Here is a 24072-nt window from a genome sequence, read left to right on the forward strand (position 1 = left end):
GCATGATGGCCGATCTCTGCCTATGAAGGGGGGGTAACATGCTGTCTTGCTTTCGCGATTGCCTCATCCAGACGCGCACGCGAGATCGCCGCTAGGCGGTCTACTCCGAGAAGATGGGCCAGATCGCGTGCAGGGTCGGGCATGTCGAGAAGTCCGGGATTGTCGACCACCACCGAGGCGAGCTCTGCCAAAGGTATGTCAGCGATGGAGCGCCGCGCTTCTTCATTGAGCGGTTGGCGATAGGATAGGAAATCCGAGACCGCTCCCTTCTTCCAGATGAATTCGCCGCTCGCCTCCTGTGTGCGATCCAAGTCGCGCAGATGCAGATCGATCCTTTCGCGGATGCGACCACCGGTGCGTAGCCAGCCATGCACCCGGGCAATGCGTTGGGCGAGAACGTCTGCTCGCACCGGGCTCTCGGTCTCGAGGATGGCCTCTACCATCCCCTGTAGCGTGGTCCTGTAGCTGAATTCGAAGAATTGCGCGGGGTCTGCCCGGAAGACGGTCAAATCCGTAATCCGGTAACGAGGTCCTTGCTCGATGTTGCCCAGGATCCCCTGACCCACCATTGTTGAAAATGCTGCAAAGTCGGAAGACTCGGGAACTGTGGAAACGTCTGCCGAAACCAGCTGAACCTCCGACGTGACCGGAAGAGGCACGGGCTCCTCGGTCGGCGCCGACGTCTGATCGCTGGGCTCGTTTGTCGGCTCGATCTGCTGACCCATTTCCCAGCGCGTTGTCACCTCCTCGGTCTGTTCGCTCGAACGGCGCAACCGGCTCTCCTCGAGCAGGGTCTCCAGGCTGGTGTGAAGACGTTCGGCACATCCCTTTGCGTCGAACCACCAGTCCGTCGACCATACACGACGGATGGTCCAGCCGAGCCCCGTTAGGACCTGCTCGCGAACCTTGTCACGATCCCTTGCCGTCGCCGATCGGTGATAGGTCGCTCCATCGCACTCGACGCCTGCCAGATACGCCCCAGCCAGATCTGGATGGCGGATACCCAAGTCGATGCGGAAGTCGGAAATCCCGACTTGCGGAACGACCGTCCATCCGCGCCGCTCCAATTGTTCGGCGACCGCCTCCTCGAATGGCGAATCGAAACCACCGACCGATCCAAGATCCTGGGCGGGCAGCGCAATTGGGCCCCGGTCGGCGTAGTCGAGGAATGTCTTCAGATGCTGCACCGCAATCGCCTTGCTTCGCGAAGGATCAATCTGGTCCGCAGTGAAGCCGGAGAAGACGATGAGCTCCTGGCGAGCGCGTGTTACCGCGACGTTGAGGCGGCGCTCGCCGCCGTCTCGGTTCAGCGCCCCGAAGTCCATCGCGGGTGGCTTTCCGGAGGCATCCCGATAGAATGTGATCGAGAATAGGATCACGTCCCTCTCATCACCCTGGACGTTCTCGAGGTTCTTCACGATCGTCGGCTCGACCCGGTCTTCGGCGAAGAACCATTCGAGTTCCGGATGGTCCCGGCGCGCGGCATCGAGCAGGTCCAGGATCAACGATTGCTGTTGCGCATTAAACGTGATCACGCCAAGCGTCGGTCGTCCGCTTTCCGGCAGCGCCAGCCAGTCCCTCATGCGGTTGACTGCCTCGCGCACGACGGCCATGGCCTCGATCTTGTTTGTGCGGCTCTTGCCGCGATCGTAAACGCCGTCCGGCACCCGGTGCAGGCGAACCGCGCGATCGTCCACCGCCGGGGAGGGGAACGTGACCAGCCGGTTGCTGTAATAGTGATAGTTGGAGAACGCGATCAGCGACTCGCTTCGGCTGCGGTAGTGCCATCTGAGATCACGCACGGCGATCCCGGAGGCCCTTGCCTCGTCGAGGATACTCTCCAGATCCTTTTCGTGGTCGGCGATCTCCTCCTCTTCGTCGTTGCGGCCAAAGAAATTGGTGGGCGGCAGCTGCTTGGGATCGCCCACGATGATCGTCTGGCGCGCCCTGGCTATCGCGCCAACCGCGTCCCAGGTCGTGATCTGCGAGGCCTCGTCGAAGATCACCACGTCGAACAGTGCCTGGTTCGGAGGCAGGTACTGCGCAATCGAAAGCGGCGACATCAACATGCATGGCGCGAGCTTAGCAAAGGACTGCGGCATCTTGCCGATCATGTCGCGGATGGACTGGCTCGGCCGCTGAAGCTCCATCTGATGCCGCAACAGCCCAAGCTCGGAATTGCGCGCGACGCCCTGTACCGACGGAAGCCCATGCGCGAGCGCACTGACGACGCGCTGGGTGGCTTGTGCACGCACCAGATCGTCGATCTCGCGAAATTCTGTGACCGCGTTCTCGTGCTGGAACCTGCGGAAATTTCGCAATACGGCGTCGCCGTCGAGAACTTTCGGCAGCCACCATCTGGCGTAGCCGATGCGAAAGGCGGAACGCGTCTGGTCGGGAGCTATCGTCCCACTCTCGATCTGCTCAACAAGAGGCGCAAGATGGTGTTGGACCGCCTGTCTTTTCACCTGGCACCAGGCCGCCCAATTGCGAAGCAGGTTTTGGGCACCAGCTAGCTCAATCAGCTTGGCCCTAAGCGCCTCAAGACCCGGACCATCCGCTGGATCCGCAAGCTCGCGTCCCGCGGTCTGGCCGAACGCCACTCTCGCAGCATGGAATCCCTCGGCGGCCGCCAGCAGTTTGTCGCCCGCCTCGCGCAGTCGGTCGTTTTCAAGGGTACCGCGCAGATTAGGCGCAACGGAACGGATGATGGCCCGAAATTCGTCCTGGCTCCGTCCAGGAATGCGGAGCGACACGCGAAGTCGCCGAGCGAGATCGAGGATCGCCGCTACAGCCTTCACGTCTGTTGCTAAGCCGTCGACCGGTAGGGGCTTGCCTGCCAATGGGCTTTGGTCGACCGCGGCCAGAAACGCTCTCATCCGGCGGAGCAGCGGAAGATCCTTGCCGGGGTCGGCGGTGCCTCGTTGTGCGCGGCTTTGAAGCAGTTTCTGGACCTTGCGTTTGCCGACTACCGATCTCGGCCAGAACGATGCTTCCGCATCACGCCATTGCCTGTCCAGGACATCCAGGTCGAGGTCACGGACGATCGCGACATCATAGGCCGCCGAGAGGCCACGCTCGGCCTCCCGATAGGCCGCGATCGAGCGCTCTAGGGTGGCGAGCGCTTCGCCGAAGGTCGAGAAATCCCGGTCATAAGCAATCGAGACATCGCGATTGCGGGTCTGCGCCAGAACCTGCGCCAGGCCCAGGAGCGACTGGATTTCCGCGTGCGGCAAAGGCTCACTGGAGGCAAGACCGAGACCGGATTGATAGTCCCGGATCGATGCCGTCAATTGGCCGATCGCGGAGTCCAGAGACGTCGCCCCAGCCAGCACTCTCAGTTGCCAATCGCTGCTCCACTCTCCAACATCGACCAGATCCAACGCCGGCTGACGCTCTACCGACCCAAAGACCAAGCCGACCTGCGCGGCCAGCTCCTCGAATTCGAGAAGCGTTTGCGGGTCGTGCCCATCAGGCGCCTGCCACGTGAATGCTGGCGCGGTCTGATCATTCGACTTGAGCGCGATGCCCAGCGCCAGGTAGGGAGTCCAACCATTGGGATAGCGTTTGTGAAGCGCTTCGACGTAGGCATTCAACTCGTCGCGGCGCAGGCGAAGCCGCTCGTTGATGGCAATCCACTGGGATGCGTCCGCCGGGGCGCCGTGCTCCCATGAGGCTTTCAGTTGGCCGACGAAATGCCTGCGATCGGCCTTATTCGAATGTAGCTCGATGCAGTGATTTCCAAGTCCATGTTCTCGCAACCGGCGATAAACGACATCCAGCGCCGCCGTCTTCTCAGCCACGAACAGGACCGTTTTGCCAACGCCCAGACAGTTGGCGATCATGTTGGCGATCGTCTGGCTCTTCCCTGTCCCGGGTGGACCGACGATCACGAAATCAAGCCCCTCGGCCGCGGCGATGCTCGCGGCTGTCTGCGCTGAATCCAAAGGAAGGAGACTTATGATTTTGGACGGCTCATACGCGCGGTCCAGCTCTGCCTCATCTCGAAAGCCCGACTGGCCGTCCGAACTCTCGAAGGCCTGCTCGGGTGTGTCTATGAGGTGGCGAACGACCCGGTTTTGGCGCAACGCGTCGGTCCGCTCGACCAGGTCCTTCCACATAAGGAACTTTGCGAAGGAGAATGTCGACAACGCGGTCTCGTCGATCACCTCCATCCCGGGCACATCGCGGACCGCCTGGCGCATTGTCTGAAGGACCAGCGGTACGTCGACCCCGCTGTCGTCTAGCGGCAGATCGCCAGCAAACTGGGGAAGGCGAAGCTCGAAATCGCGCTCCAGGAACTGAAGTAGCGTGGCGTTGAACCGAGGCTCGTCTTCATGAAAGCGGATCGTGAAACGTGAGGTCGCGCTCCGTCGCTCGAGCTTGACCGGGACCAGCAAAAGCGGCGCCCGGTAGCTGCGTTCATCCTCCGGTTTTTTCTTCCAGCGCAGAAAGCCGACAGCAAGGAACAGCGTATTTGCGCCGCCCTCGGCGAAGTCGTTACGCACCTGACGGTAAAGATCGATTAGTCTCGCCTCAAGCTGACGAGCATCCAGCGTGGAGGCAAGCTCGTCCCTCTGCAGCGCTTCAGCCGCGAACCCGCGTTGCAGATCGCGGCCATGGACATCCCGATAGAGCTCCGCGTCCCGCTCGCCCAAAGGGTTCTGCTCTGGCAACGATATGACACGGACCGCAGCGCCATTTGCCAGCCTGTCCTCCAGATAGGCCACGTCGGTGCACAGAAACGGGATTGTCTTCTTTGATTCGGGAAAATTCAGCAGCCTGTTCCTGAGCGTCAGGTCGAGCAGCTTCTTTTGCCAGCGGTCGATGCGGCCGGCCGCGGTGCTAGGCTTTGCTTCAATGGCTTCAGCCGGCATCTCGCCCATCGCGGGCGCGCGGGGAAGCGGGAGGGCGGTGACTGCCGCCGCCTCCTCATCGACTGTGTTTCGCCTGATGGGTTCGTGCGAGGCAAGCGGCGTGATGCCGCCACTGCGCGATCGCCGGATGTCTATGACTGCGACGAAGGCTCGCGCCTGTTCTTCCGCCAGGCGGATACCGAGCGCATTCTGGGCAGCCTCGAGCGTCAGCGCAGGGCGGTGCGTCACGCCTGTGGTTTCGAACGCAATGAACTCACGCGAAGCCAGCGCCTTGCGCACCTCCATCTGGTCCGTTTCGACCGCATTGGAGAAGGTGCGCTTGGCCAACCAGACTCCCACCGCGGCATGCCCGTCAAACATCAAGACCGCTGGATGCAGTCCGGCAGCCTCCAGTGCAGCAGCAAAGAGAAGTGACGTATCCAGGCAAGTTGCCAAGCGTTCCTCAGCCATTGTCGTTGGCCGCCTGATCTTCTGGCCTCGGCTCTCGAAGCTCGCTGGAGGCTCGGCATAGTGCAGGCCAATGCCGGCGATCGCCGAATAGATGGCCGCAGCCAGCATGTATGCCCGTTGCGGACTTTGCGATTGATAGCCGTCAAGGCCGCTCGGATGGCCGTGCGCAACAAGTCGTTCCGCTGCGACCCTCAGGATCGGCGCAACGCCGGGATCATTCGGCATCACGAAAGCCGGAAGCAACTGCGCCATGTCGGCAACGCCACCCCACTCATCGCGCGCGAGCAATCTGACTGTCAGCCGCTGCTCATCGAGGACCTCGCCTGCCGCGGTCAGCCGCAATGTGATCTCACCTCGCTCGGCCTCATTGAGGCCTGTGAGATATCCGGCATCGAGCTCGATTTTGCGGTCGCTCAGTTCAAGCCTGTCGCCAGGAACGAGACGGTCTATTGTCCAGGTTTTCGGTCGCAGGAATGAGGGCGATGATGTCAGCTCGAGACGGCAATTCTCCAGAGTGCGGACGGAGTCGTTATCAAGCCGGATGGACCGAACCACCGGTATCGCGTTCTGATAGGACGCATAAGTGAAGCTGGACGCGACGTCCGCGATTATGCTCGCTGCAGGCGAGTTGTCGGCTACCGCATCATCATTTAATACTAGCTCTGAACTATCAACAGATTGCATTGACCCTAAGTCCCCTGAATTCAGATTAGCAATTTTTTCGGGATATAAAAGGCTCCCGGCGGGCTGAACGAATAAAAGGCTTCGCTTATCCACCCGATAGCTGGGTCAACCAACGGTGAAGCGCACTCTCAGCAATGCACCGCCAGGGGACGCGCGATAACGGTCGTCCTTAACTTCGTGACCTCATTGCAGTAGGACTGTTGCCGAACGCTGCCGGACTTTGCTACCGAAACCCAAGCTGCCTTTGTCGCACGCTGTGATGGCATGGGCGACTTTGACTAGGTATCGGCATTTGCCTGGACTCTTGTTCGGGCCTGGAGGGCGCCCGGATGGCATTTCGATTTGTTCATGCGGCCGACATCCATCTTGATTCGCCACTGCGCTCGCTCGCACTCAGAAATTCTGAACTCGCCGAACTCGTAGGGGATGCCAGCCGCCAGGCTTTCGCTGCAATAGTGGATCTTTGCCTCGCGGAGTGTGTCGACGCTCTGGTCATCGCCGGCGACCTTTACGATGGCGACCAGACCTCGATGAAGACCGCGCGCTTTCTGGCTTCCCAGATGGCGCGCCTCCATCAGGCCGGTGTCAGGGTATACATGATCCGCGGCAACCACGACGCCATGTCGCGGATTACGAAGCAGCTCGTATTGCCCGACACGGTGACCACTTTTGGCGGCCGCTGCCAATCCGTGATCCAGTCGGGCGCTGGGGTAGATGTCGCGTTCCACGGTCTCAGTTTCGCCAGTCCCAAGGCTGCCGAAAGCCTGTTGCCGAAATATGTGGGCCCGCAGGAGGGTGCTGCGAACATCGGCATCATGCACACAAGCCTGGCCGGCTCCCCAGCCCATGACGTCTATGCACCTTGCAGCGTCGCCGACCTGCACGGCCACGGCTTTGATTATTGGGCGCTTGGCCACATTCACGCTCGCCAGGTGTATTCCGGTGCGAGCACGCTCGTGATGCCAGGGATCCCTCAGGGGAGGGATATCAACGAAGCCGGCGAGAAGTCGGTTACGCTGGTAACCATTCGCGACGACCGCTCTGTCGAGATCGAGGAAAAACTCACCAGCGTGGCGCAGTTCGCGCGGGTGAGCGTCGATCTGACCGGGGCGTTGGAATGGAGCGAGGCCATTGCCCGCATCCGATCAGGGCTCGAGCAATCCCGGGAGGCTACCAGATCCCGCTTCCTTGTTGCTCGCCTTGGCCTGATCGGCACTTCTGCGCTTTCATGGGCTATGATCCGCGACCGGGACTTGGTTGTCGCAGAAGCCGAACAAGCCGCGGAGCAGGTGGGCGATACCTGGGTTGAGAAGGTGGAACTCGCCCTTTCCAATCCTGGGGACGGGAATTTGGAAAGCGTTGCCGATCCCACCCTCGAGCTCGCGCAGTCGATGCGCGCCAATGCGGAGTCAGAGGCATTTAGGTCCGACGCGCGAGAATTCGTATTGAAAACGATCGCGGACCTGCCGCCCGATGCGCGGGGCTTCGCCGGCAAGGACGAAGCGGGGCTTGAACAGTTTCTCGACGATGTGCTTGCCGGAAGCGTCGACCTGGTCGCCTCCAGGCTCAAGGCAGGTGCGACGCGATGAGATTGCGGCGCCTCGATCTGACTCGCTACGGCAAGTTTACCGATAAGGCGATCGACTTCGGAGAGAAGTCGGTTTCAGGTCCGGATCTACATATCGTGTTCGGTCTGAATGAGGCCGGCAAATCGACGGCGCTTTCCGCCTACCTAGATTTGCTCTTCGGCATCGAAGAACGCAGCCGCTATAATTTTCTGCACGAATATAGCTCCATGCGCATCGGCGGGCTGCTCGAATTCGAGGGACGGACGCTTGCCGTTTCGCGCACCAAAAGCCGCAGCAACTCACTGCACGACGCGGAGGGCACGCCGCTAAGCGAAATTGCCATTTCGGCGCAGCTCGCCGGACTGTCCCGCGAAGCCTATAGCAGTATGTTCTCGCTCGATGACGAGACGCTGGAAGCGGGGGGCAAGGCGATCCTTGAATCGCGTGGCGATCTCGGCAAGCTCCTTTTCACCGCCAGTGCAGGACTTGGTCATGCCAGCGATGTTTTGACTGCGTTGGAAACGGAAGCAGATAGCCTCCACCGAAAACAGGCCCAGACCACGGAAATCGCTCTGCTGAAGAAGCGCTTCGCGGAACTGAAGTCACGCAAGGAGACGATCGATACCCTGGCCTCCACATTCGAGGCGCTCGAGGCGGAACGGGTGGAAGCCCAGGACAGGTATGACCGTAGCCTCGCTGAACGCTCGGCATTGTCGACGCGTCTCGCCACAATCGACCGATATACCCGCGCCGCGCCGATCCTCCCGGAGATCAAGCGCAAGGCGATCAGATTGGCTGAGCTGCCTGACATTCCGTCTCCTCCCAGAACCTGGAGCGGCACTGTCGCGGAATTGATCGATCATGATGCCCGCTTGAGAACTCGCCTCCAGGCCAATGGCGATGAGATCGATCGGGCGAAGGCAAAGATCGAAGCAATCGCTGTCGACGACGCTGTGCTGGCGATCTCCGAACAGGTGCGTGGACTTGCCGATCGCAAGGCGCGCTATGTGGCCGCGGGCATGGATCTGCCGACCCGCAAGATGGAAGTCCAGATGCTCGACCAAGTGGTGGCGAACTGTCTCGCCGCGCTAGGAAGGTCGGCCGACCCGGATCCGTCCCGGCTCATCCTGCCGGCGTTTGTGGTCGGCACGCTTCGCACTATGGTCGAGCAACGCTCCGGCATCACGACGAGCTTGCGGATGGCTCGCGACGAAGCCGCCGCCGCGCTCGACGGGCTCAACGCTGTACGAGGTCGCGTTGGCGAGGAGAGGGCGGTGCCCGAGCCCGCAAGGGCCAGGCTGATGGCAGCCGTGTCGCAGGCGAAGGCCAGCAGTCACGCAGGCGAGATAACAGAGGCGCGCGCGTTGGAGGACGAGCGGCAAGCAAGGCTGGCGGACGCGACGCGGCGCCTCCAGCCATGGTCGGGAGATGCGGACGCACTTTCGAAGATGCCGGTTCCGACAGCCACGCACATTGCTGCGTGGAAAACACTGGCCGCGGACCTTCAAAGGGACAAGGCAGTCTTCGCCGAGCGCTTGGCTGAACATGAACAAAGCCGGGTATCTGCTTCGTCACGCCTGGCTGCTGTCAGCGCCTCGGTCGATCTCGCCGACGATGACAGAGCGGCAGTCATGCGACGTGAAAGAGATGAGGCGTGGCGAACACACCGGGCGGACCTCAAGGCTGAAACCGCAGACGTGTTTGCCGCCGCATTGGCCAAGGACGATGATGTCGGCGCGGGTCGGTTGGCCCATGCGGGCGAGCTGGCGGATCTGCGCGCAATGAAGCAAAAGGCGGCCGAGACCGAAGCCGCCATAGAGCGCGTACGCTGCCAACTCGCCGAGGTGGAAAAGCGCGCGGAAATGGCGTCAGCTGAAATCAAGCAAATTGCAAGCGCGTTGGTTGAGGATTGCCAGGCGCAGTCGCTCGACCTCTTGATCGGACTCCTGGAGGAGCGCATTTCAGCGCGTGCTGACGCGCTTAGCGCTTGGGGTGACATCCTGCTCGCACGCGCAAAGGTCCAACGCGCAACAGCCGAAGGAGAGCGGGTCCAACTCGGATTGACCTCGGCACTTCAAAGCGTAGGAATTCAGACCGAAGTCGGTGAGGCCTTGGAGGCAATGGTGGTCGCCGCCGACCGCTTTCTGGATAGGCAGGCGAAGGTCGACGCGGAACGCGCGGAAGCGCTGAGGAGCGTCGTCGCGAAAGAAGAGGAGCTGGCCGCCAGGCGGCTCGCTGTTGAAATTGCCGAGCGGCGAGAGGGTGCATGGCAGGCCGAGGTCAAGGAAACGCTAAAGGGCACCTGGCTCGAAGAAGGCATTGCCGGGGCTGGGCTTGGCAGCGTGCTCGATCAGTTGTCGGAGCTGTCCAAGGCACTGCAAGATCGTGAGGCCATGCGTATCCGCATCCGCAAGATGGAGGCGGATAGGACTGCATTTGTTGAAGAGGTGGCCCGCCTTGGTGCGCAGGCCGGCGAGCGTGCAAGCGACGACGCGCCAGAACAGGTGAGCGTCAGGCTGACAGAACGTCTGGAGCAAGCCGAGCGTGCCCGTGAGGCGAGGGCAAATCTCCTCCTTGACGTTCAAAAGTTGGAGGACGTTCGAGAGGCACTGAATGCTGAGGCCGCGGCACACGAGACCACAAAACAGGAAGTGCTCGATGCTTTTGGGGTGAAAACTCTGCCGGAGGTCGTGGAGCGCGATGAACAGCTTCGCGAGCGAGACGGCCTGCAGAGTGCCGTGGCCGAGCTTCAAGAGCGATTGACGAGCGAGCTCGCCCTCGGCGACTTCATCCAGGCGCAGTCGTTGCTGGAGGGCCTCGATCTTGATGGGCTCGCAATTGAAAAGGCCGACGTCGAGCGGCGCCTCGCCGACCTCGATGACTCACTGCAACAGCAGCTCGTCCGGCGGACCCGGGCGTCCGACAAGCTCGATGCGATCGGCGGCGACAGCGCAGTGGCGCGAATCGATGCCGATCGTCGCACCGTCCTTCTCGAAATCGAGGAAAAGGCCGTCCGCTACATCGAATTGAAGCTTGGGGTGATGTCGGCGTCGAGCGCGCTTCGCGTCTATCGCGAACGTCACCGCTCCGGAATGATGAGCGAGGCCTCCGACGCCTTCGCACTGATCACGCGGGGCCATTACACAGGCTTGACGACCCAGCCGGTAAGGGGCGGCGAGGTCCTCATCGCGACACAGCGGGATGGCCAATCGAAGGTCGCAGACGCTCTTTCGAAAGGCGCGCGCTTCCAGCTCTACCTGGCTCTACGGCTCGCCGGATATCACGAGTTTGCCAAGCTCAGGCCGGCTGTTCCGTTCATCGCCGACGACATCATGGAGACCTTCGACCATCTCCGGTCGGAGGAAGTTTTCCGGTTGTTCGGCGAGATGGCCAGCGTCGGCCAGGTGATCTATCTCACCCATCACCAACACCTATGCGACATCGCCAGGGCCGTCATCCCCAACGTCGCGATCCATGAGCTTGGGTGATTTACGCGGCGTCGTTGTCGTTGGCCCGTTCTCGCGAGGCAAGCCGCATTGTCAACGACCGCTTCGCGCCTCATTTCGGCCGTTACCGACATGATTGTTCCTTTCCAGAAGCGGACTAATCGAAGCAAGTCAGGTTGGCACCTTTTTCGCCAAAGTGGGCGGTGGGCCGGAGGCTACCTTTCGTCGCGGACCAGAGTTCAGGTTTCGACCTCGACCATAGTGTCTATGGTTGAGTTCTCGACGAAAGCCCCAAGCGATGTATGCATCTGGTTGAAGACCGCATCGCTCTCCCAGCCTGTTCCAATCGTCAGCACGAAGTTGATCGGCATTTCCGGGGCCTCGTCCGGATGATTGTAGCCATACAGGTAGAGGTCGCGCGTGAAGATGCGCGCATAAATGCGGAGATTGTCACCGTCGAAGGCGATGCCCTTGAATTTCCTGTGATGGTGGCGAAGCGGACTCCACTTGTGGTCAAGTTCGCGCGCTTCCTGCTCCGTGATTTTCTTCGTGTCGAGCGATCCAAGTAGATTGTGAGTTTTCCCGTCGCGCTCAAACTGAACCGCCGTCTCCAGTCGCGCCGATAAATAGTTCGGACCCGCGATTTCGCTTACGAGAGGATGGGGGTCGAGGATAGCGGTGAGCGTGCCGTAACCACGAAGCTTGCCACTTGCGCGCAAAGCGGCGGGGATCGGCAACTCCCAGTAGTAGGCTGCGCCCGCTTTCAAGGACGCTGTCCATTGCAGCGTCACCGCGCCGGGAGGGCTGTTCCACGGCATGGACGTGCCAGGAGACCCATATCCGAGCGCGATGTCGTAAACCGCATTGTCGCCGTTATGGAGGATCAGCGCCTTTACCAGATCTGGCGAAGGCTCGCGCAAAGCGGCCATCGTGTGCGCGGCAAGAGGAGAGGTAAGGGCCGCCGAGAAGCTCGATCCCGCCGATACGACCCCACCTATGGTCCGCACGTGAGAGAAGTGCACGGTTTCAGGCTTGAGCATGCTTGCCGGGCCAGGACCAGTCAGGGAGACCGGGCACTTACCTCCCGGCGCGCCATCTGACGTGTGAAGCCGGCCACCGACGGTCAGAGCCGCTTCGCAGTCAGCCGGCGGCTGCATTCGCCCACTTGGCTGGTTGCCAATCGAAATCACCAGTAGAACGCGGTGCTTGCGCGCAAGAATGGCGAGATCGTGGCCGAGAGCACTGACCTGATTGAGGTCGCAATCCATCCGCTGATTTAGAGACAGATTCCAGACTTTCGTTTCTGGATGAGCCGCCATCACCACATCAAGATAGGGTGTGAGCGAATCCGGATCGAGGAAGTATCCCGAGCCGTCGCGCGGCACTGCCTGCACGATGCCCACGCGGCAATACAGCGACGGGAGTTGTAAGCGGTTGTTCCAGTCGTGGCCCTGAACAATCAGGGAGGTGACCTTGTTTCCATGTCCGGCATCAGCAAAGCCGGTCGGGACGAGGGGCTGCGCCCGCCATGCTTCCGCCGGCCGATAAGAGGACGCCGTCAGCCCGCCGTCGACGACGCCCACAATCGGCATCGAGGCAAGTGACGACGGCAGGGGCCGTTGCGGCTCCGTCCCTTCGCCGGGGGAAGTCGATGCAATGACCGGCATCGGATCGAGGCGGAAAACGGCGGCAGAGCCAAGTATTAACGCTAGCCGCTTCCTGTCTTGGATGATGACCCCAGTCTTTGCCCGGTGACGCGCCCGATAGTCCCGCAGCGCAGAAGAGATTCGATCAGTGAGGTTTGAGACTAGCCGCAGGCGTTGCCCAGTCTCTTCACCGGGCGCAACGGGCAATGCCGGCAGTTGAAGCAACGGCGCGGGCGGCAGACTTCCCACCACCTCCTCATCGCGAAGGCGGCCAATTTCCTGAAGTACCACTTCGGCGCTTGCGTTGTCACGGTAAGGCATGAACCAGAGTGTAAAGGCCCGACCTGCTCCTATCTCCGGCGCGAGTTCCCAAAGCCGGTCGATCCCGATTCCGTGCGCGACGTCGTTCGAATCGTAAGCACGCACGTCTTCGACGCGCGAAATATCGACCATGTCGCGATCGAAATCAGCAGCGATCATGAGGCTCGAATAAAAACCCAAGCGGCTAATTTCGATTTCGACAATGTACCCCGAGCGGTAGGGCGCGATGATCGAGGCCCCACGATCCGCGTTGAAGATATCCGTTGGCGTCCACGTTGTCGCGCGAGAGTCGCTAAACATGGACGCATAGATCATCGTGCGGCCGGCAGCCGTCGCGAGCTGCTCTCGCTTCCTATTGAGGCCTGCGAACGCATCACTGAGGGCGCTTCGCTGATGGTCTAGTCGCTCGGACTTGATCCCCGTCCGACCCTTACCTCGTCCGGTGATGCCTTCTGGCCTCGGGTCCTTCGTAAAACGCAGGACCGGATTGAGGATCGGGCGGCGGGGCTGTTCGTCAGCCATCTATCTCTCCGTCCTCGCCTTTAAGGTAACGGTGCGCCATCTGTCGACTTACGCCGATCAGCCGTGCGATATCGGTCACCGGGAGCCTGGCGCGATCATGCAGCGTTACAGCCAGCTCTCGCTTGTCGTCAGACGTGAGCTTCCGCGAGTCGAGGAGGGAAGGGCTGCCTCTGTGGGACGACAGTATCGCAAGCAGAATGTTCGGCAGATTCAGATCCGTCTTATCCAGGACCGCCCGACGACGCGCGCTCAACGAAATATTCTCGATGTCCGCTCCCGTTAGCCCTTCAGAGAGTTGTGCAAGGGTTTTTGCGTCCGCTGTGTCGTCGGCATGCAGTCGCAGGAAGGTCGTCCACATCTCTGCACGCGTGTCCTTCGAGGGTGGCCTGAGTTCAAGTTTGTAGGGGAACCTCCTGAATATTGCTGGATCGAGTAGGTGCGGATGATTGGTCGCACCGATGACGATCACGTCATTGGTCAGCGTATCAAGTCCCTGGAGTACTGCGTTTACCACGCGCTTGAGTTCGCCTAGCTCCTGCCTGTCATCGCGCAGCTTTGCGATCGCGTCCATTTCATCTAGAAATAAAACGGCATTCCGGACTGGGATGAAATCGAAAATGCCGCGAACGTTCTTTGCGGTTTCGCCAAGGCGCGACGAGATCAGCGCATCAAGGCGCGCAATGTAAAGCGGCCGGCCCAACTGCGCGGCAATGTGCGAGGCGAGCAGGGACTTTCCGGTACCCGGATCTCCGAAAATCAGAAGCCGGATCGGCGCATCGACCCCGGCTTGCTCCAGCTGGTCGTGATGCCTGGAGTCCTCGATGAATTGGGCCACAACATGCCCGGCGCTTTCGTCGATAATCAGCGGCGTCGTCGGAGCACTTCCTTCCTCAAGCAGCGGCAGTCTGCTGCCCGCATCGAGGGGCAGCGTTTCAACGTATCCGGACGACTGAAGAGGCACGCCCTTTTTGCGCACCACCGCCTGAATGGCTTTGGCGCCGTCCACATCCTTGGCGTCGAGCAGCCGCTTGGAGAGGACGTTAGCCATCCTTCGCACCTGTGTGTAATCGGCCGACATCGCGGCCTGAAGCAGCGAAACGAGGTTTTTTGTGTCAATTTCCATACAAACGAATGTCACCCATTTCCTCGGTTTCGTCAACAATAATTTGTCCTGTGTAAACCTAACTTGCAAAAGAGTAAACTTTCTGCTATCATGTTGCTCATGGTCGAAAGGCGACCTCTCTGAAGCCGGTGTACCTAGTGCGGCGGCGCAGGAACAAGCGAAGCAAGGATGTCAAAATGACTGAGAACGAACATGACCGCGAGATCGCGGACTTGAAGCAGGAAGTGGCTGTGCTCGATCACGAGGTTGAGGTGCTCGAAGAGCTCATCGACCTCGAAGAGCAGGCCAAGGCCGGCAAGGACCCGAAGAAGGCTAAGAAGTACCGCTTGCGCATCGACAAGGAGAAGAAAGTGGTCGAGGTGCACGAGATGAATGGCAGCCAGATCCTGGCGCTCGTCGACAAGATCCCCGACAAGTACCTTCTGTCGATGAAGGTCCGCGGCGCCGGCTTCCAGCCCGTCGGTCCGACCCAGATCGTCGTCTTCCACAAGGACCGCGTCGAACGCTTCCAGACCCTCGCGCTTGATCCGTCGGAGGGCTGAAATGCGCAAGGCTTTTCAGCTTTCTGAAGAGGACGAGGAGTGCTTGGCGCAGGCCGGGCTCTCCTGGGAAGCCATCCGGGAAGGGGACGCCAACTGGCTGATCCTTCCCGGCCACCGCATCCCGGACGGCTACAACGTCAGCGTGGCCACCGCAGCGCTTAAGATCCCGCCGAAATATCCTGACGAGCAGATCGACATGGTCTATTTCGACCCGCCGATCGCGCTCAGGACTGGCAGGGTGATTGCCAACCTGTCGATGAGCCCCCTCGATGGTAAGCAGTATCAGCAGTGGTCCCGGCATCGCACCGCGGCCAATCCGTGGCGGCCTGGCATCGACAATGTCTGCACTCACCTTCTGCAGGTCGATACTTGGCTGCAGCGGGAGATCAACAGATGAGGGCGATCAAACTCCGGCTCACCAAGAAGCAGCATGATGCGGCAAAGGCCCATCTGCTGCCCGGTGACGGCCTCGAGGCGGTCGCCGTCGCCGTGTGTGGGCGCCGTCGTGGCGACGCTGTCCACGCCCTTAGCATCCTCGATCTGGTCCCGATACCATATAATGAGTGCAGCGTCCGACGTGCCGACCGCGTGACCTGGTCGACGAAAAGGCTCGTCCCCCTTCTTGAGCGCGCTGCCAAGTACGACCTTGGCATCCTCAAGATTCATAGCCACCCGGGCGGGTACCGGGCTTTTTCCCCGATCGACGACGAATCTGACGCCGACCTTTTCAACTCGGTCTTCGGCTGGACCGATAGCGTGTTTCCACACGCGAGCGCCGTCATGCTCCCCGACGGCGAACTCTTCGGCCGAGCAATCCTTCCCGACGGAAAGATGCGCGTTCTGGATTCCATCACTGTAGTCGGCGATGACATCCAGATCTGGACCGACGGCGGCGGTAGGGTGGCGCCCGGGTTCGCGAAGCGACACGCGCAGATGTTCGGGGACGGGACGGTGAACCGTCTGCGGGCCATGTCGGCTGCCGTCATCGGCTGCTCGGGAACCGGGAGCCCCGTGATCGAGCAGCTCGCGCGCCTGGGTATTGGCCGACTGGTTCTCGTCGATCCGGATATCGTCGAAGAAAAAAATCTGAACAGGATTCTCAACAGCTCACGCGAGGACAGCTATCTTGGTCGGTCGAAGGTCGAGGTAATGGCGCGCGCGATCGCTGCTATGGGCTTCGGGACCGAATTGGAAATTCTGCGCAAGGATCTTGCGACGGCGCGCTGCGTCGAGGCGGTGGCGCAGTGCGACATCGTTTTCGGCTGCATGGACGGGGTTGAGGGTCGCGCGCTGCTGAACCGGATTGCGTCCTTCTATACGATGCCGTACTTCGATCTCGGCGTGAAGCTCGAAGCCGATGGTGCCGGGGGCATCAACGAGGCAGTGGGCGCCATCCACTACCTTCGGCCGGATCGTGACACGCTGATGGACCGGAGAGTTTATACTCAGCAGCAGTTGATGGCCGAAGGCATGAAGCGTACCGACCCCGCTGCCTATCGCGATCAAGTGGCGCGAGGTTACCTACGCGGCGTTCCGGAAGACCGGCCCGCTGTCATCAGCATCAACTTGCAGATCGCTAGCATGGCCGTTAACGAGTTCTTGGCGCGGCTCCATCCTTATCGCCTCGACGAAAACGCGTCGTCCTCCGTCGTTCGTGTCAACTTCGTTGGCTCGGAGGTCATGCGGAGCGGCGAAGGTGAGGCATCGGGCATGTTTAGCAAATATGTCGGCAGGGGGGACACGACGCCGCTTCTGAACATGCCGGCACTCAGCCGGGTGTGGCCATGAGACAAATTTGGGCGTTCATCCTCGCGGTCAGGCTATGGCTCATTACAGCGCCTGTAGCGCTGTTCAACCGACTGTTTCGACGTCGCCTTGTCTGGCAGTTCGAGCGCGTCGAAGACTTTCCAGACATGCTGATGCCGGGGCGTGTCTATCTTGCCGGCGAAGGTGACGATTTTTGGGGAGCGGCCATGACCTGCCCGTGCGGTTGCCGCGAAACCATCGAGCTTAACATGCTGCCGCAGATTCGCCCTCAATGGTCTGCCCTTGATGGCTTCGATGGGTTGGCTACACTCAAGCCATCAATCTGGCGTCAGAACGGCTGCCAAAGCCATTTCTTTGTTAGAAAAGGTAACATTGACTGGTGCTGAGTGGCGGGTTTGCCCGGGCGGCAAGTGGCGCCCCATCGGACCACCGCTTTGCGACAATTTCGGCCTACTCCACCGGTAGTGCGTCCTCTTTTCGGTTAAATCCCAGTAGCGGCCATTCCGCAAACCGTCGCACGAGTGGAAGTGTCTCGCGCCGTTTTTCCTTCGGCCAATCAAGGCCGAGGAGAACTCAAATGGGTCACTCTCAATTCGATGATGCTAGCCGCGAGCGAGCAGCTTGGAACGCTGGCAAACAGGTGGGAACGAAGCGTCCGCTCACTCAGAAGCAAATCTGGGCCGTTCGCTTCTTTCTCGATGACGAGGGACGAATTCGAGATCTTGCCTGTTCGATCTGGCAATCGACAGCAAACGTCGCGGCTGCGATCTAGTCAAGATCAGGATTCGCGCGGGACCGGAGATCAGGACTCGCGCAATCGTGGTTTAGCAAAAGGCAGGGCGCCGTTCAGTTTGAGATTACCGGCGATGTGAGCGCGAGCCTCCTATCTTGGATCGAAAGGCGAGGCGGCACGGTTGAAGACTACGCCTTCCCGAGTCGGGTTGATCACACGCACTACATGAGCACAAGGCAATACGCGCGCCTCGTTGACGAGTGGGTGGCCGCGATCGGTCTGCGTTCAGATGAGTACGGCACGCACTCGCTTCGTCGAAGGCACTCGACGCTGGGCTATCTCAGCCGGTCGAGTTCGAGGAACAAGCTATGCTAGCTTAACTGGGTGTCCGAAAAACCGGCAGCAGGCCATCCGGTATCTTGGTGTCGAAGTGGAGGACGCGCTTCTCTTGGCTGAGCGAACCGAAATCTGACGTTGAGCGGCCATCCGACGCAGCGCGGATGGCCGCTTTGGCGCGACAATCCTTGTTCGTCCCGTCCATAAGGTGGTGGAAAGCGGTCGGACAGCTCTTGAGTCGAGCATGCGACGGATCAGCCGTTTAAGCACATCGAGGAGAACGGTGAGAATCAACGCCTAGCCGGCATTCCTAATGTCGACAGTCTTGACTGGCTCTATGCGGAGGCTTGAGGACATGCCCATATCTTTCCCGTAATTCGAGGAAGATAAATTTCATATCTGTAGCTAACCGACCATCGGCCACTTATGGTCATCGCCTGAACAACAGGAATTTGAAATGACCAAGAGCATTGCGATCTTCAATAACAAAGGCGGCGTCGGAAAGACGACCTACATGTATCACGTTGCGCATCTCCTCGCCGCGCGCGGGCTCACCGTGCTGATGGTCGATTGCGACAGTCAATGCAACCTCAGTGCATATTGCCTGAGCGACACTTCCATTCGACAATCATGGAGCACGGAGGGAAACAGTATCTACCGAGCCATTGAGCGTGTCGCACGAGGCATTGGCGATGTTCGCCAGAGACAGCCGAGTCCGGTTCCAAACGCTCAGGGTAAGCTGTATCTCGTGCCGGGGGATCTTCGACTCAGCGATTTTGAAGACACATTGGGCGACACTTGGAGTGCTGCACGAGGTGGCAACGAGCCAGCGGTGCGAGCTCAATCTGCAATCCATCGGTACATTCAATGGGCTAGCGAGAAAGTCGGCGCAGACTTGGTGTTGTTGGACCTCGGCCCCAATCTTGGCGCGCTGAACCGAGCAGTTCTAGCCTCGGCGGATTACTTCATCACGCCGTTGGCTCCCGATCTTTTTTCCATCCAAGGAACCGAAAACCTCGGTAACAAGCTCGTCGGATGGCGGAAAGAGTGGGATCAAACTAATGTCGCATGGCAGGATCCCACTCTCTCTATCCCGAAGGGGAAACCGAGCTACCTTGGCTACGTCGTTCAACAGCATAACGTCCGTACAAATGCAGCTGGAATGACGGAAGGTTGGCAAATTTACGGGAACGAACTCGAACCCGCGATCCGAGCAAACATCATCAACAAACTTAGCCCTCTGAATCAAGTCCAAGTTTGGCATGATGATGATTATAAGTTAGGTTTGATCCCAAATCTTCACAGCCTCGTTCCCTACTCCATGGATGCCAAGAAGCCCATCTTTTACTGTAATTCTAGCGATGGCGTTCGTGGCGCTCATCTTGCGAAGGCTCGGGATTCGGCTGATCATTTTGCAGAGATTGTTGACACCCTCAACTCTGTTTCCTCTTGGCCGTAGAAATTGCTTGGATTGACCGTATGCTTCTAATTGAATTGGAGTATGGGTATTGCTTTTAGCTCGCTGCAAAAGTCGAAATATATCGCGACAGCCGACGCAATTCTTGGCCGAGATTGGCCTCGAAGCGCCTCTAACCAGGTCCAGTATTGGAATCGAACGAACGGCAAGTGTCGGGCGCCGACGTGGTTAAACCGAGTGGGGGAAATGAGGTCGGATGCCGAACGGCAACTTAGCAAGTTTTTCGGCCAATACCGGGCCGTCAGCTTTCGGCCCCATCCCAGCCATTGATAATGCTCGCCGGAGCCGCGGAACGGAGCCGGTGCTATTGACGTCGAAACGGACCATGTTCGCCTTTTGTGCTTCGAAAGTCGCATAAATGGCAGTCTGGAATTTGCCAAGTAGGCGTCGCACGAGCCTTTTCTGACATCCAGTCTGAGCATGCGGCGAACCGCATTTTGGCGCGCAATCCCCGCGGGGCCATTCACCGCTTCAAAGCAGGCATCATGGATAACCACGCTTAAGATCGTTGCTGTGCACTATAAGCCAGGCACACGGCGAATGATGGCCAGCACAGCCATCAAGCTACAGGCAGTTGCGCCAATAGGGTATCCCTTAGCAGAATGAAGGCTTCGGCTTGTGGTATATTACCGCAGCACCCCACGAGGTAATTCACGGATATTTGTCCACTGCCCTTGTTCCAAGTATCAGCCGAAGCTCATAACACCGTTGGCTTACCTGCAGGTTCCTTTCAGCTCGCCTGCCTGGCGGAGGGTGTTACGTGGCGCGGCTTTTGGTCGTTGAGGATGAGCGCGTTCTGGCGCGGCATATCCATGTCACGCTGGAGCGGGCGGGCTATGCGGTCGACATCGTCGATAGCATAACCGACGGTATGCATGCTCTCGGCGCGGCCGCCTTTGATCTATTGGTTCTCGACAGGCAATTGCCGGATGGTGACGGCTTGCTGTTACTGGACTTTGCCCGACAAACCAAACTGGCCATTCCAGTGCTGTTCTTGACGGCGCGATCGAGCCTCGCCGACCGCATCGGGGCGCTCAACCGGGGGGCGGACGACTATCTTTGCAAACCTTTCGAAGGCGCCGAACTTGTTGCGCGTGTGGCTGCGCTGCTGCGTCGCCCGCGCGAGGTAGTCGCCTCGACGGTTGAGGCCGGAAACATCGTCCTCGACAAGGCGACGCATTCGGCGTCGGTCGGCGGCAAACCGCTGATGATTGCGCGAAGGGAAAGCATGCTTCTCGAGCAACTGGTCTGCCGCTCCGGCCAGGTCGTCACCCGGGAAATTCTGGACGCCAAGCTTTTCGGCTTCGGCGACAGTGCCTCGCCTAATGCGATAGAGGCGAGCGTCTACCGGCTGCGTACCGCACTCGGCAACCTGGGGGCGGACCGGCAGATACACACTGTCCGCGGCATCGGGTATTGCCTTGCGCCTTAGCGAGCGCCTGTTTGGCTCGATCGGGTTTCGCCTGAGCCTGCAGCTCTCGCTGCTGTTCGTACTCTTCGCGGCGGCTTGCGCCTTGCTGATCGGCTATCAGTTGTCCAACATCGACGAGACGGCGAGGTCGCTTCGTCTGCAGCGCCAGGCGGGTGAAATTAGTCAAGCCTTCCGCCTTGGTGATGGAACAAGCCCTGCCGTACACTTGCCCGCGGATCGCATGGCTCCTTATCAGGGCGATGCACCGACTTTCTTATACGCACTGCGTGATGGAGCCGGCAATATCATCATGACTTCCTCGGCGGCTATGCAGAACAGGCTCGGGCTGCAGTTTATCCGCCAGCTGCCCTTTGGCGAAACCGACACGGAAGGCAGGGATGGGCTCAACAACGCCTTCTACTTCCTGGTGCGGCCGCTGAGTGCGAAGGGTGAGAACCTGGTTCTGATCGTCGGGCAGCATTCCTCGCCGATAGACGCGCTGCTGCGTGACGTGGAGTGGCGGTTGCTGACCGGGACACTGCTCGCGGCCATCCCGATCTGCCTTATTGTGTTCGGGGCGAGCCTGGCCATCGTCCGTTCCGGCTTCGCGCCGGTGCGAAGGCTATCGCAGGCAACCGACAGGATCGGACCAGGCGATCCAGAGGCGCGTATCGCGGAGGCCTACCTGCCGGTGGAGTTGCGCGGCCTCGCCGAGGCTGCGAATGCGGCGGCGGGCCGGCTGCAGCAGGCCATTACCAGCCAGCGCCGGTTCACCGCGGATACGGCGCATCAGCTTCTGACGCCATTGGCGCTACTGTCTGCCCGGATCGAGCAAAGCGCGGTGCCCCACCCGGATCCCGGTCTGCGCGGCGACATCATGCGCATGCAGAACCTCGTCAGACAATTGCTCAACCTGTCGCGGCTTGCCGCAGTGCCGCTGCCTCAGGAAAAAGTAGATCTCAGGACAGTTGCCAAGGATGTCGTCGCAGCCATGGCTCCCCTCGCCATCGCGGAAGGCAAGAGCCTCTCCTACGAGGCGTCCGAAGCACCTTGCCTGACGACGGGGGACGCGTCGGCGATCGGCGAGGCGCTTGCCAACGTCATTCGCAACGGTCTCCGCCACACCGCGCTCGGCACCTGTGTCGAAATAGCGGTCGAATTGCCCGCCGTCATCGCTGTCGCCGACAAAGGAGACGGCATAGCCGAGGCCTATCGGCAACGCCTGTTGGAGCCGTTCTTTACAACCGAAGCCGACAAAGGTGGCTCGGGCCTCGGCCTGGCTATTGTCGACGAGATCATGCGCCAGCATGGCGGCGCCGTGGAGGTGGAAAATCGTCTGGAAGGCGGCGCCCTGTTCCGCCTGAGGTTCAAAACTGCATAGAAATTTCACGGCAGGCGAGTTCGCCGAGCATCGGTTGACGCTGAACCTACACAATAAAGTTCATGGAAAGATGCGTATCGGCCGAAGTTCGTCAGGTTGCCGTCAGGTTCTTTTTGTAGAGTGACAGTGCTAGGACGCACACCGACAATTCTGGCCTCCTTGACTCATGGATTGCAGCATTACCTTGAGACAGCTCACAATGATTGATCCGGCAAAGCGGACGATAATAACCCTGGCTGCGGCTTGCGTAGGGATACTGATTTTTATTCCTTCGTCACCCTCTAACGCAGGAGAGTTCATTATCACCCCCCAATTGACATGTGGAGCGCTGGGAGATTCTGCCGCAAAGCAACAGGAATGGGAAAATGACGCCGCCTTAGGCAAGGCGGCAGCGCTCAACAATCTCGGATTTATGTACGTAATGGGTTGCGGCGTGAAGCAGGACGCCCAGCGCGCAAGGAAGTATTTCGAGCAGGCCGCCGACAAGGGCGACGCGCAAGCAGAGCACAATCTAGGATACCTCTACGACAGAGGCGTTGGCGTGGCTCAGAACAGCGCTCTCGCTTTTGCCTGGTATACCAAGGCAGCCGCCAAGGGATTTGCCCAATCGGAATTGAGCCTGGCCACAATGTATCAGATCGGCCAAGGAATACCAAAGGACCCAGTTAAGGCCGCCGAGCTCCTCCGTCAGGCAGCGGACCAAGGGCTTGCCGCTGCCCAATATCAGCTCGGTGCGGCCTACGATAGTGGCGAAGGCGTTGGGCGAGACTATGCGCAGGCGATGTTGTGGTATCAGAAGGGGGTAGCCCAGAACGATCCCACGGCGCTGGCAGCAATTGGCTATTTGTATGAAACCGGTCGGGGTGTCCCACAGGACTTCACCGCTGCCATGCACTGGTATCGGGCTGCTGCAGCGATAGGCAGTCCTATCGGGGAAAACAATCTAGGCGGACTTTATGAGAACGGGAAAGGCATCGCACCCGATGCCGCACAGGCCGCCATTTGGTACGCGAAGGCAGCGGCGCAAGGACTGCCTCCGGCCAATGTGAATCTTGGTGGCCTCTATGCAAGTGGCCGGGGGGTGTCGCAAGATTATCGGCGCGCTACCGAACTCTTCTCGATTGCAGCTCACAGCGGGGATGCAAGCGGTGAGTTTTATCTCGGGGTGGCCTACTTAACCGGCAAAGGTGTGGGGCAAGACTACGCCCTCGCTCGCTATTGGCTTGAGAAATCGTCAGAGCAGAACAACTCGTTGGCGCAGTATGATTTAGGTATTGTGTACTTAAAAGGGATAGGAATAGAAAAGAATTTTGACAAAGCAATAAATTCGTTTGAGCAGAGTTCCACTAATGGCAACAGCGACGCCCAAACAGAGCTTGGTGTAATATTTGAATATGGCATAGGAGTAAAGCAAGATCGCTCAAAAGCTATGACTTTCTACAAAATGGCCGCAGACTCCGGCAACGAAAAAGCGAAGTCTGCACTTAAGCGCCTTTCCGACTGATTACAAGAAGTTGTTTTCGTTACCACAAGTTCACCGCGACGGAGGAAGTTATGGGAAAGTTTTCATTTGGCGTCGGGGTGGCAGCGGATGCTAACATAGATGGTCTCGGGCCCTCCGCCCAGCAGGAGGTTAACGAAGATGGGACCGAAGGCGAAATCGGAGGAACTGGTCCCGGGATAGAGGCGTCCAGCCCTCCGGGTACTCCACCCACTCCAAGTATAAGCTTGGGTGCAATCGAGGGTGCTGGATTTGAAGTACAAGTTGGTTCGGATGGTAGTGTCAAG

At 59.7% G+C, this 24072-nt stretch carries 13 protein-coding genes; 10 read left to right on the forward strand and 3 right to left on the reverse strand.

The features are described from left to right. Positions 1-20: 20 nt before the first annotated feature. Positions 21-6011, reverse strand: coding sequence for a DUF3320 domain-containing protein (locus tag FJ948_RS20140; protein ID WP_140707448.1), 5991 nt, complete (start codon positions 6009-6011; stop codon positions 21-23). A 329-nt stretch (positions 6012-6340) separates the two neighbouring features. Here FJ948_RS20140 and FJ948_RS20145 point away from each other — a divergent pair, with 329 nt between their 5' ends. Together FJ948_RS20145 and FJ948_RS20150 are read left to right on the forward strand one after the other, a co-directional pair. Beyond that, positions 6341-7600 (forward strand): DNA repair exonuclease, encoded by a 1260-nt coding sequence (locus tag FJ948_RS20145; RefSeq protein WP_140707450.1) that lies wholly within the window; start codon positions 6341-6343, stop codon positions 7598-7600. Then, positions 7597-11067 (forward strand): AAA family ATPase, encoded by a 3471-nt coding sequence (locus FJ948_RS20150; RefSeq protein ID WP_140707452.1) that lies wholly within the window; start codon positions 7597-7599, stop codon positions 11065-11067. The genes FJ948_RS20145 and FJ948_RS20150 overlap by 4 nt, the downstream gene beginning before the upstream one ends. 197 nt (positions 11068-11264) lie before the next feature. Here the strand turns inward: FJ948_RS20150 and FJ948_RS20155 are convergent, their stop codons facing one another. Further along, the gene (locus FJ948_RS20155; RefSeq protein WP_140707454.1) at positions 11265-13514 is read right to left on the reverse strand and encodes a S8 family peptidase; all 2250 of its coding nucleotides are present in this window, start codon (positions 13512-13514) and stop codon (positions 11265-11267) included. Next, positions 13507-14637 carry an ATP-binding protein gene (locus FJ948_RS20160; protein ID WP_140707456.1) on the reverse strand — a complete coding sequence of 377 codons (1131 nt, stop codon included), beginning with the start codon at positions 14635-14637 and terminating at the stop codon, positions 13507-13509. The genes FJ948_RS20155 and FJ948_RS20160 overlap by 8 nt, the downstream gene beginning before the upstream one ends. Positions 14638-14813: 176 nt before the next feature. Here FJ948_RS20160 and FJ948_RS20165 point away from each other — a divergent pair, with 176 nt between their 5' ends. The 8 genes from FJ948_RS20165 to FJ948_RS20205 all read left to right on the forward strand — a co-directional run bounded on the left by FJ948_RS20165 (position 14814) and on the right by FJ948_RS20205 (position 23788). Then, positions 14814-15179 carry a multiubiquitin domain-containing protein gene (locus FJ948_RS20165; protein WP_140707458.1) on the forward strand — a complete coding sequence of 122 codons (366 nt, stop codon included), beginning with the start codon at positions 14814-14816 and terminating at the stop codon, positions 15177-15179. A 1-nt stretch (position 15180) separates the two neighbouring features. Continuing rightward, positions 15181-15576 (forward strand): E2/UBC family protein, encoded by a 396-nt coding sequence (locus tag FJ948_RS20170; RefSeq protein ID WP_140707460.1) that lies wholly within the window; start codon positions 15181-15183, stop codon positions 15574-15576. Next, positions 15573-16967, forward strand: coding sequence for a ThiF family adenylyltransferase (locus tag FJ948_RS20175; protein WP_140707462.1), 1395 nt, complete (start codon positions 15573-15575; stop codon positions 16965-16967). The genes FJ948_RS20170 and FJ948_RS20175 overlap by 4 nt, the downstream gene beginning before the upstream one ends. After that, positions 16964-17332 carry a DUF6527 family protein gene (locus FJ948_RS20180; RefSeq protein WP_140707464.1) on the forward strand — a complete coding sequence of 123 codons (369 nt, stop codon included), beginning with the start codon at positions 16964-16966 and terminating at the stop codon, positions 17330-17332. Before FJ948_RS20175 ends, FJ948_RS20180 begins: the two co-directional genes overlap by 4 nt. A 1140-nt stretch (positions 17333-18472) precedes the next feature. Next, a complete protein-coding gene (locus FJ948_RS20190) occupies positions 18473-19474 on the forward strand; it encodes an AAA family ATPase (RefSeq protein WP_140707466.1) in 1002 nt (333 codons plus the stop codon). A 778-nt stretch (positions 19475-20252) separates the two neighbouring features. Next, positions 20253-20924: a response regulator transcription factor gene (locus FJ948_RS20195; RefSeq protein WP_140707468.1), complete on the forward strand. Its 672-nt coding sequence runs from the start codon at positions 20253-20255 to the stop codon at positions 20922-20924. Then, positions 20914-22284 carry a HAMP domain-containing sensor histidine kinase gene (locus tag FJ948_RS20200; RefSeq protein ID WP_140707470.1) on the forward strand — a complete coding sequence of 457 codons (1371 nt, stop codon included), beginning with the start codon at positions 20914-20916 and terminating at the stop codon, positions 22282-22284. The genes FJ948_RS20195 and FJ948_RS20200 overlap by 11 nt, the downstream gene beginning before the upstream one ends. A 199-nt stretch (positions 22285-22483) precedes the next feature. Further along, the gene (locus tag FJ948_RS20205; protein WP_181173741.1) at positions 22484-23788 is read left to right on the forward strand and encodes a tetratricopeptide repeat protein; all 1305 of its coding nucleotides are present in this window, start codon (positions 22484-22486) and stop codon (positions 23786-23788) included. Positions 23789-24072 lie beyond the last annotated feature (284 nt).

Origin of the sequence: Mesorhizobium sp. B2-3-12, assembly GCF_006442205.1 — a bacterium.
Classification (GTDB): Bacteria; Pseudomonadota; Alphaproteobacteria; order Rhizobiales; family Rhizobiaceae; genus Mesorhizobium.

Excerpts from the sequence above, each read along its gene's own strand:
- FJ948_RS20140 (WP_140707448.1), bottom strand. The coding sequence starts at position 6,011 with ATGCAATCTGTTGATAGTTCAGAGCTAGTATTAAATGATGATGCGGTA.
- FJ948_RS20145 (WP_140707450.1), top strand. The coding sequence starts at position 6,341 with ATGGCATTTCGATTTGTTCATGCGGCCGACATCCATCTTGATTCGCCA.
- FJ948_RS20150 (WP_140707452.1), top strand. The coding sequence starts at position 7,597 with ATGAGATTGCGGCGCCTCGATCTGACTCGCTACGGCAAGTTTACCGAT.
- FJ948_RS20155 (WP_140707454.1), bottom strand. The coding sequence starts at position 13,514 with ATGGCTGACGAACAGCCCCGCCGCCCGATCCTCAATCCGGTCCTGCGT.
- FJ948_RS20160 (WP_140707456.1), bottom strand. The coding sequence starts at position 14,637 with ATGGAAATTGACACAAAAAACCTCGTTTCGCTGCTTCAGGCCGCGATG.
- FJ948_RS20165 (WP_140707458.1), top strand. The coding sequence starts at position 14,814 with ATGACTGAGAACGAACATGACCGCGAGATCGCGGACTTGAAGCAGGAA.
- FJ948_RS20170 (WP_140707460.1), top strand. The coding sequence starts at position 15,181 with ATGCGCAAGGCTTTTCAGCTTTCTGAAGAGGACGAGGAGTGCTTGGCG.
- FJ948_RS20175 (WP_140707462.1), top strand. The coding sequence starts at position 15,573 with ATGAGGGCGATCAAACTCCGGCTCACCAAGAAGCAGCATGATGCGGCA.
- FJ948_RS20180 (WP_140707464.1), top strand. The coding sequence starts at position 16,964 with ATGAGACAAATTTGGGCGTTCATCCTCGCGGTCAGGCTATGGCTCATT.
- FJ948_RS20190 (WP_140707466.1), top strand. The coding sequence starts at position 18,473 with ATGACCAAGAGCATTGCGATCTTCAATAACAAAGGCGGCGTCGGAAAG.
- FJ948_RS20205 (WP_181173741.1), top strand. The coding sequence starts at position 22,484 with ATGATTGATCCGGCAAAGCGGACGATAATAACCCTGGCTGCGGCTTGC.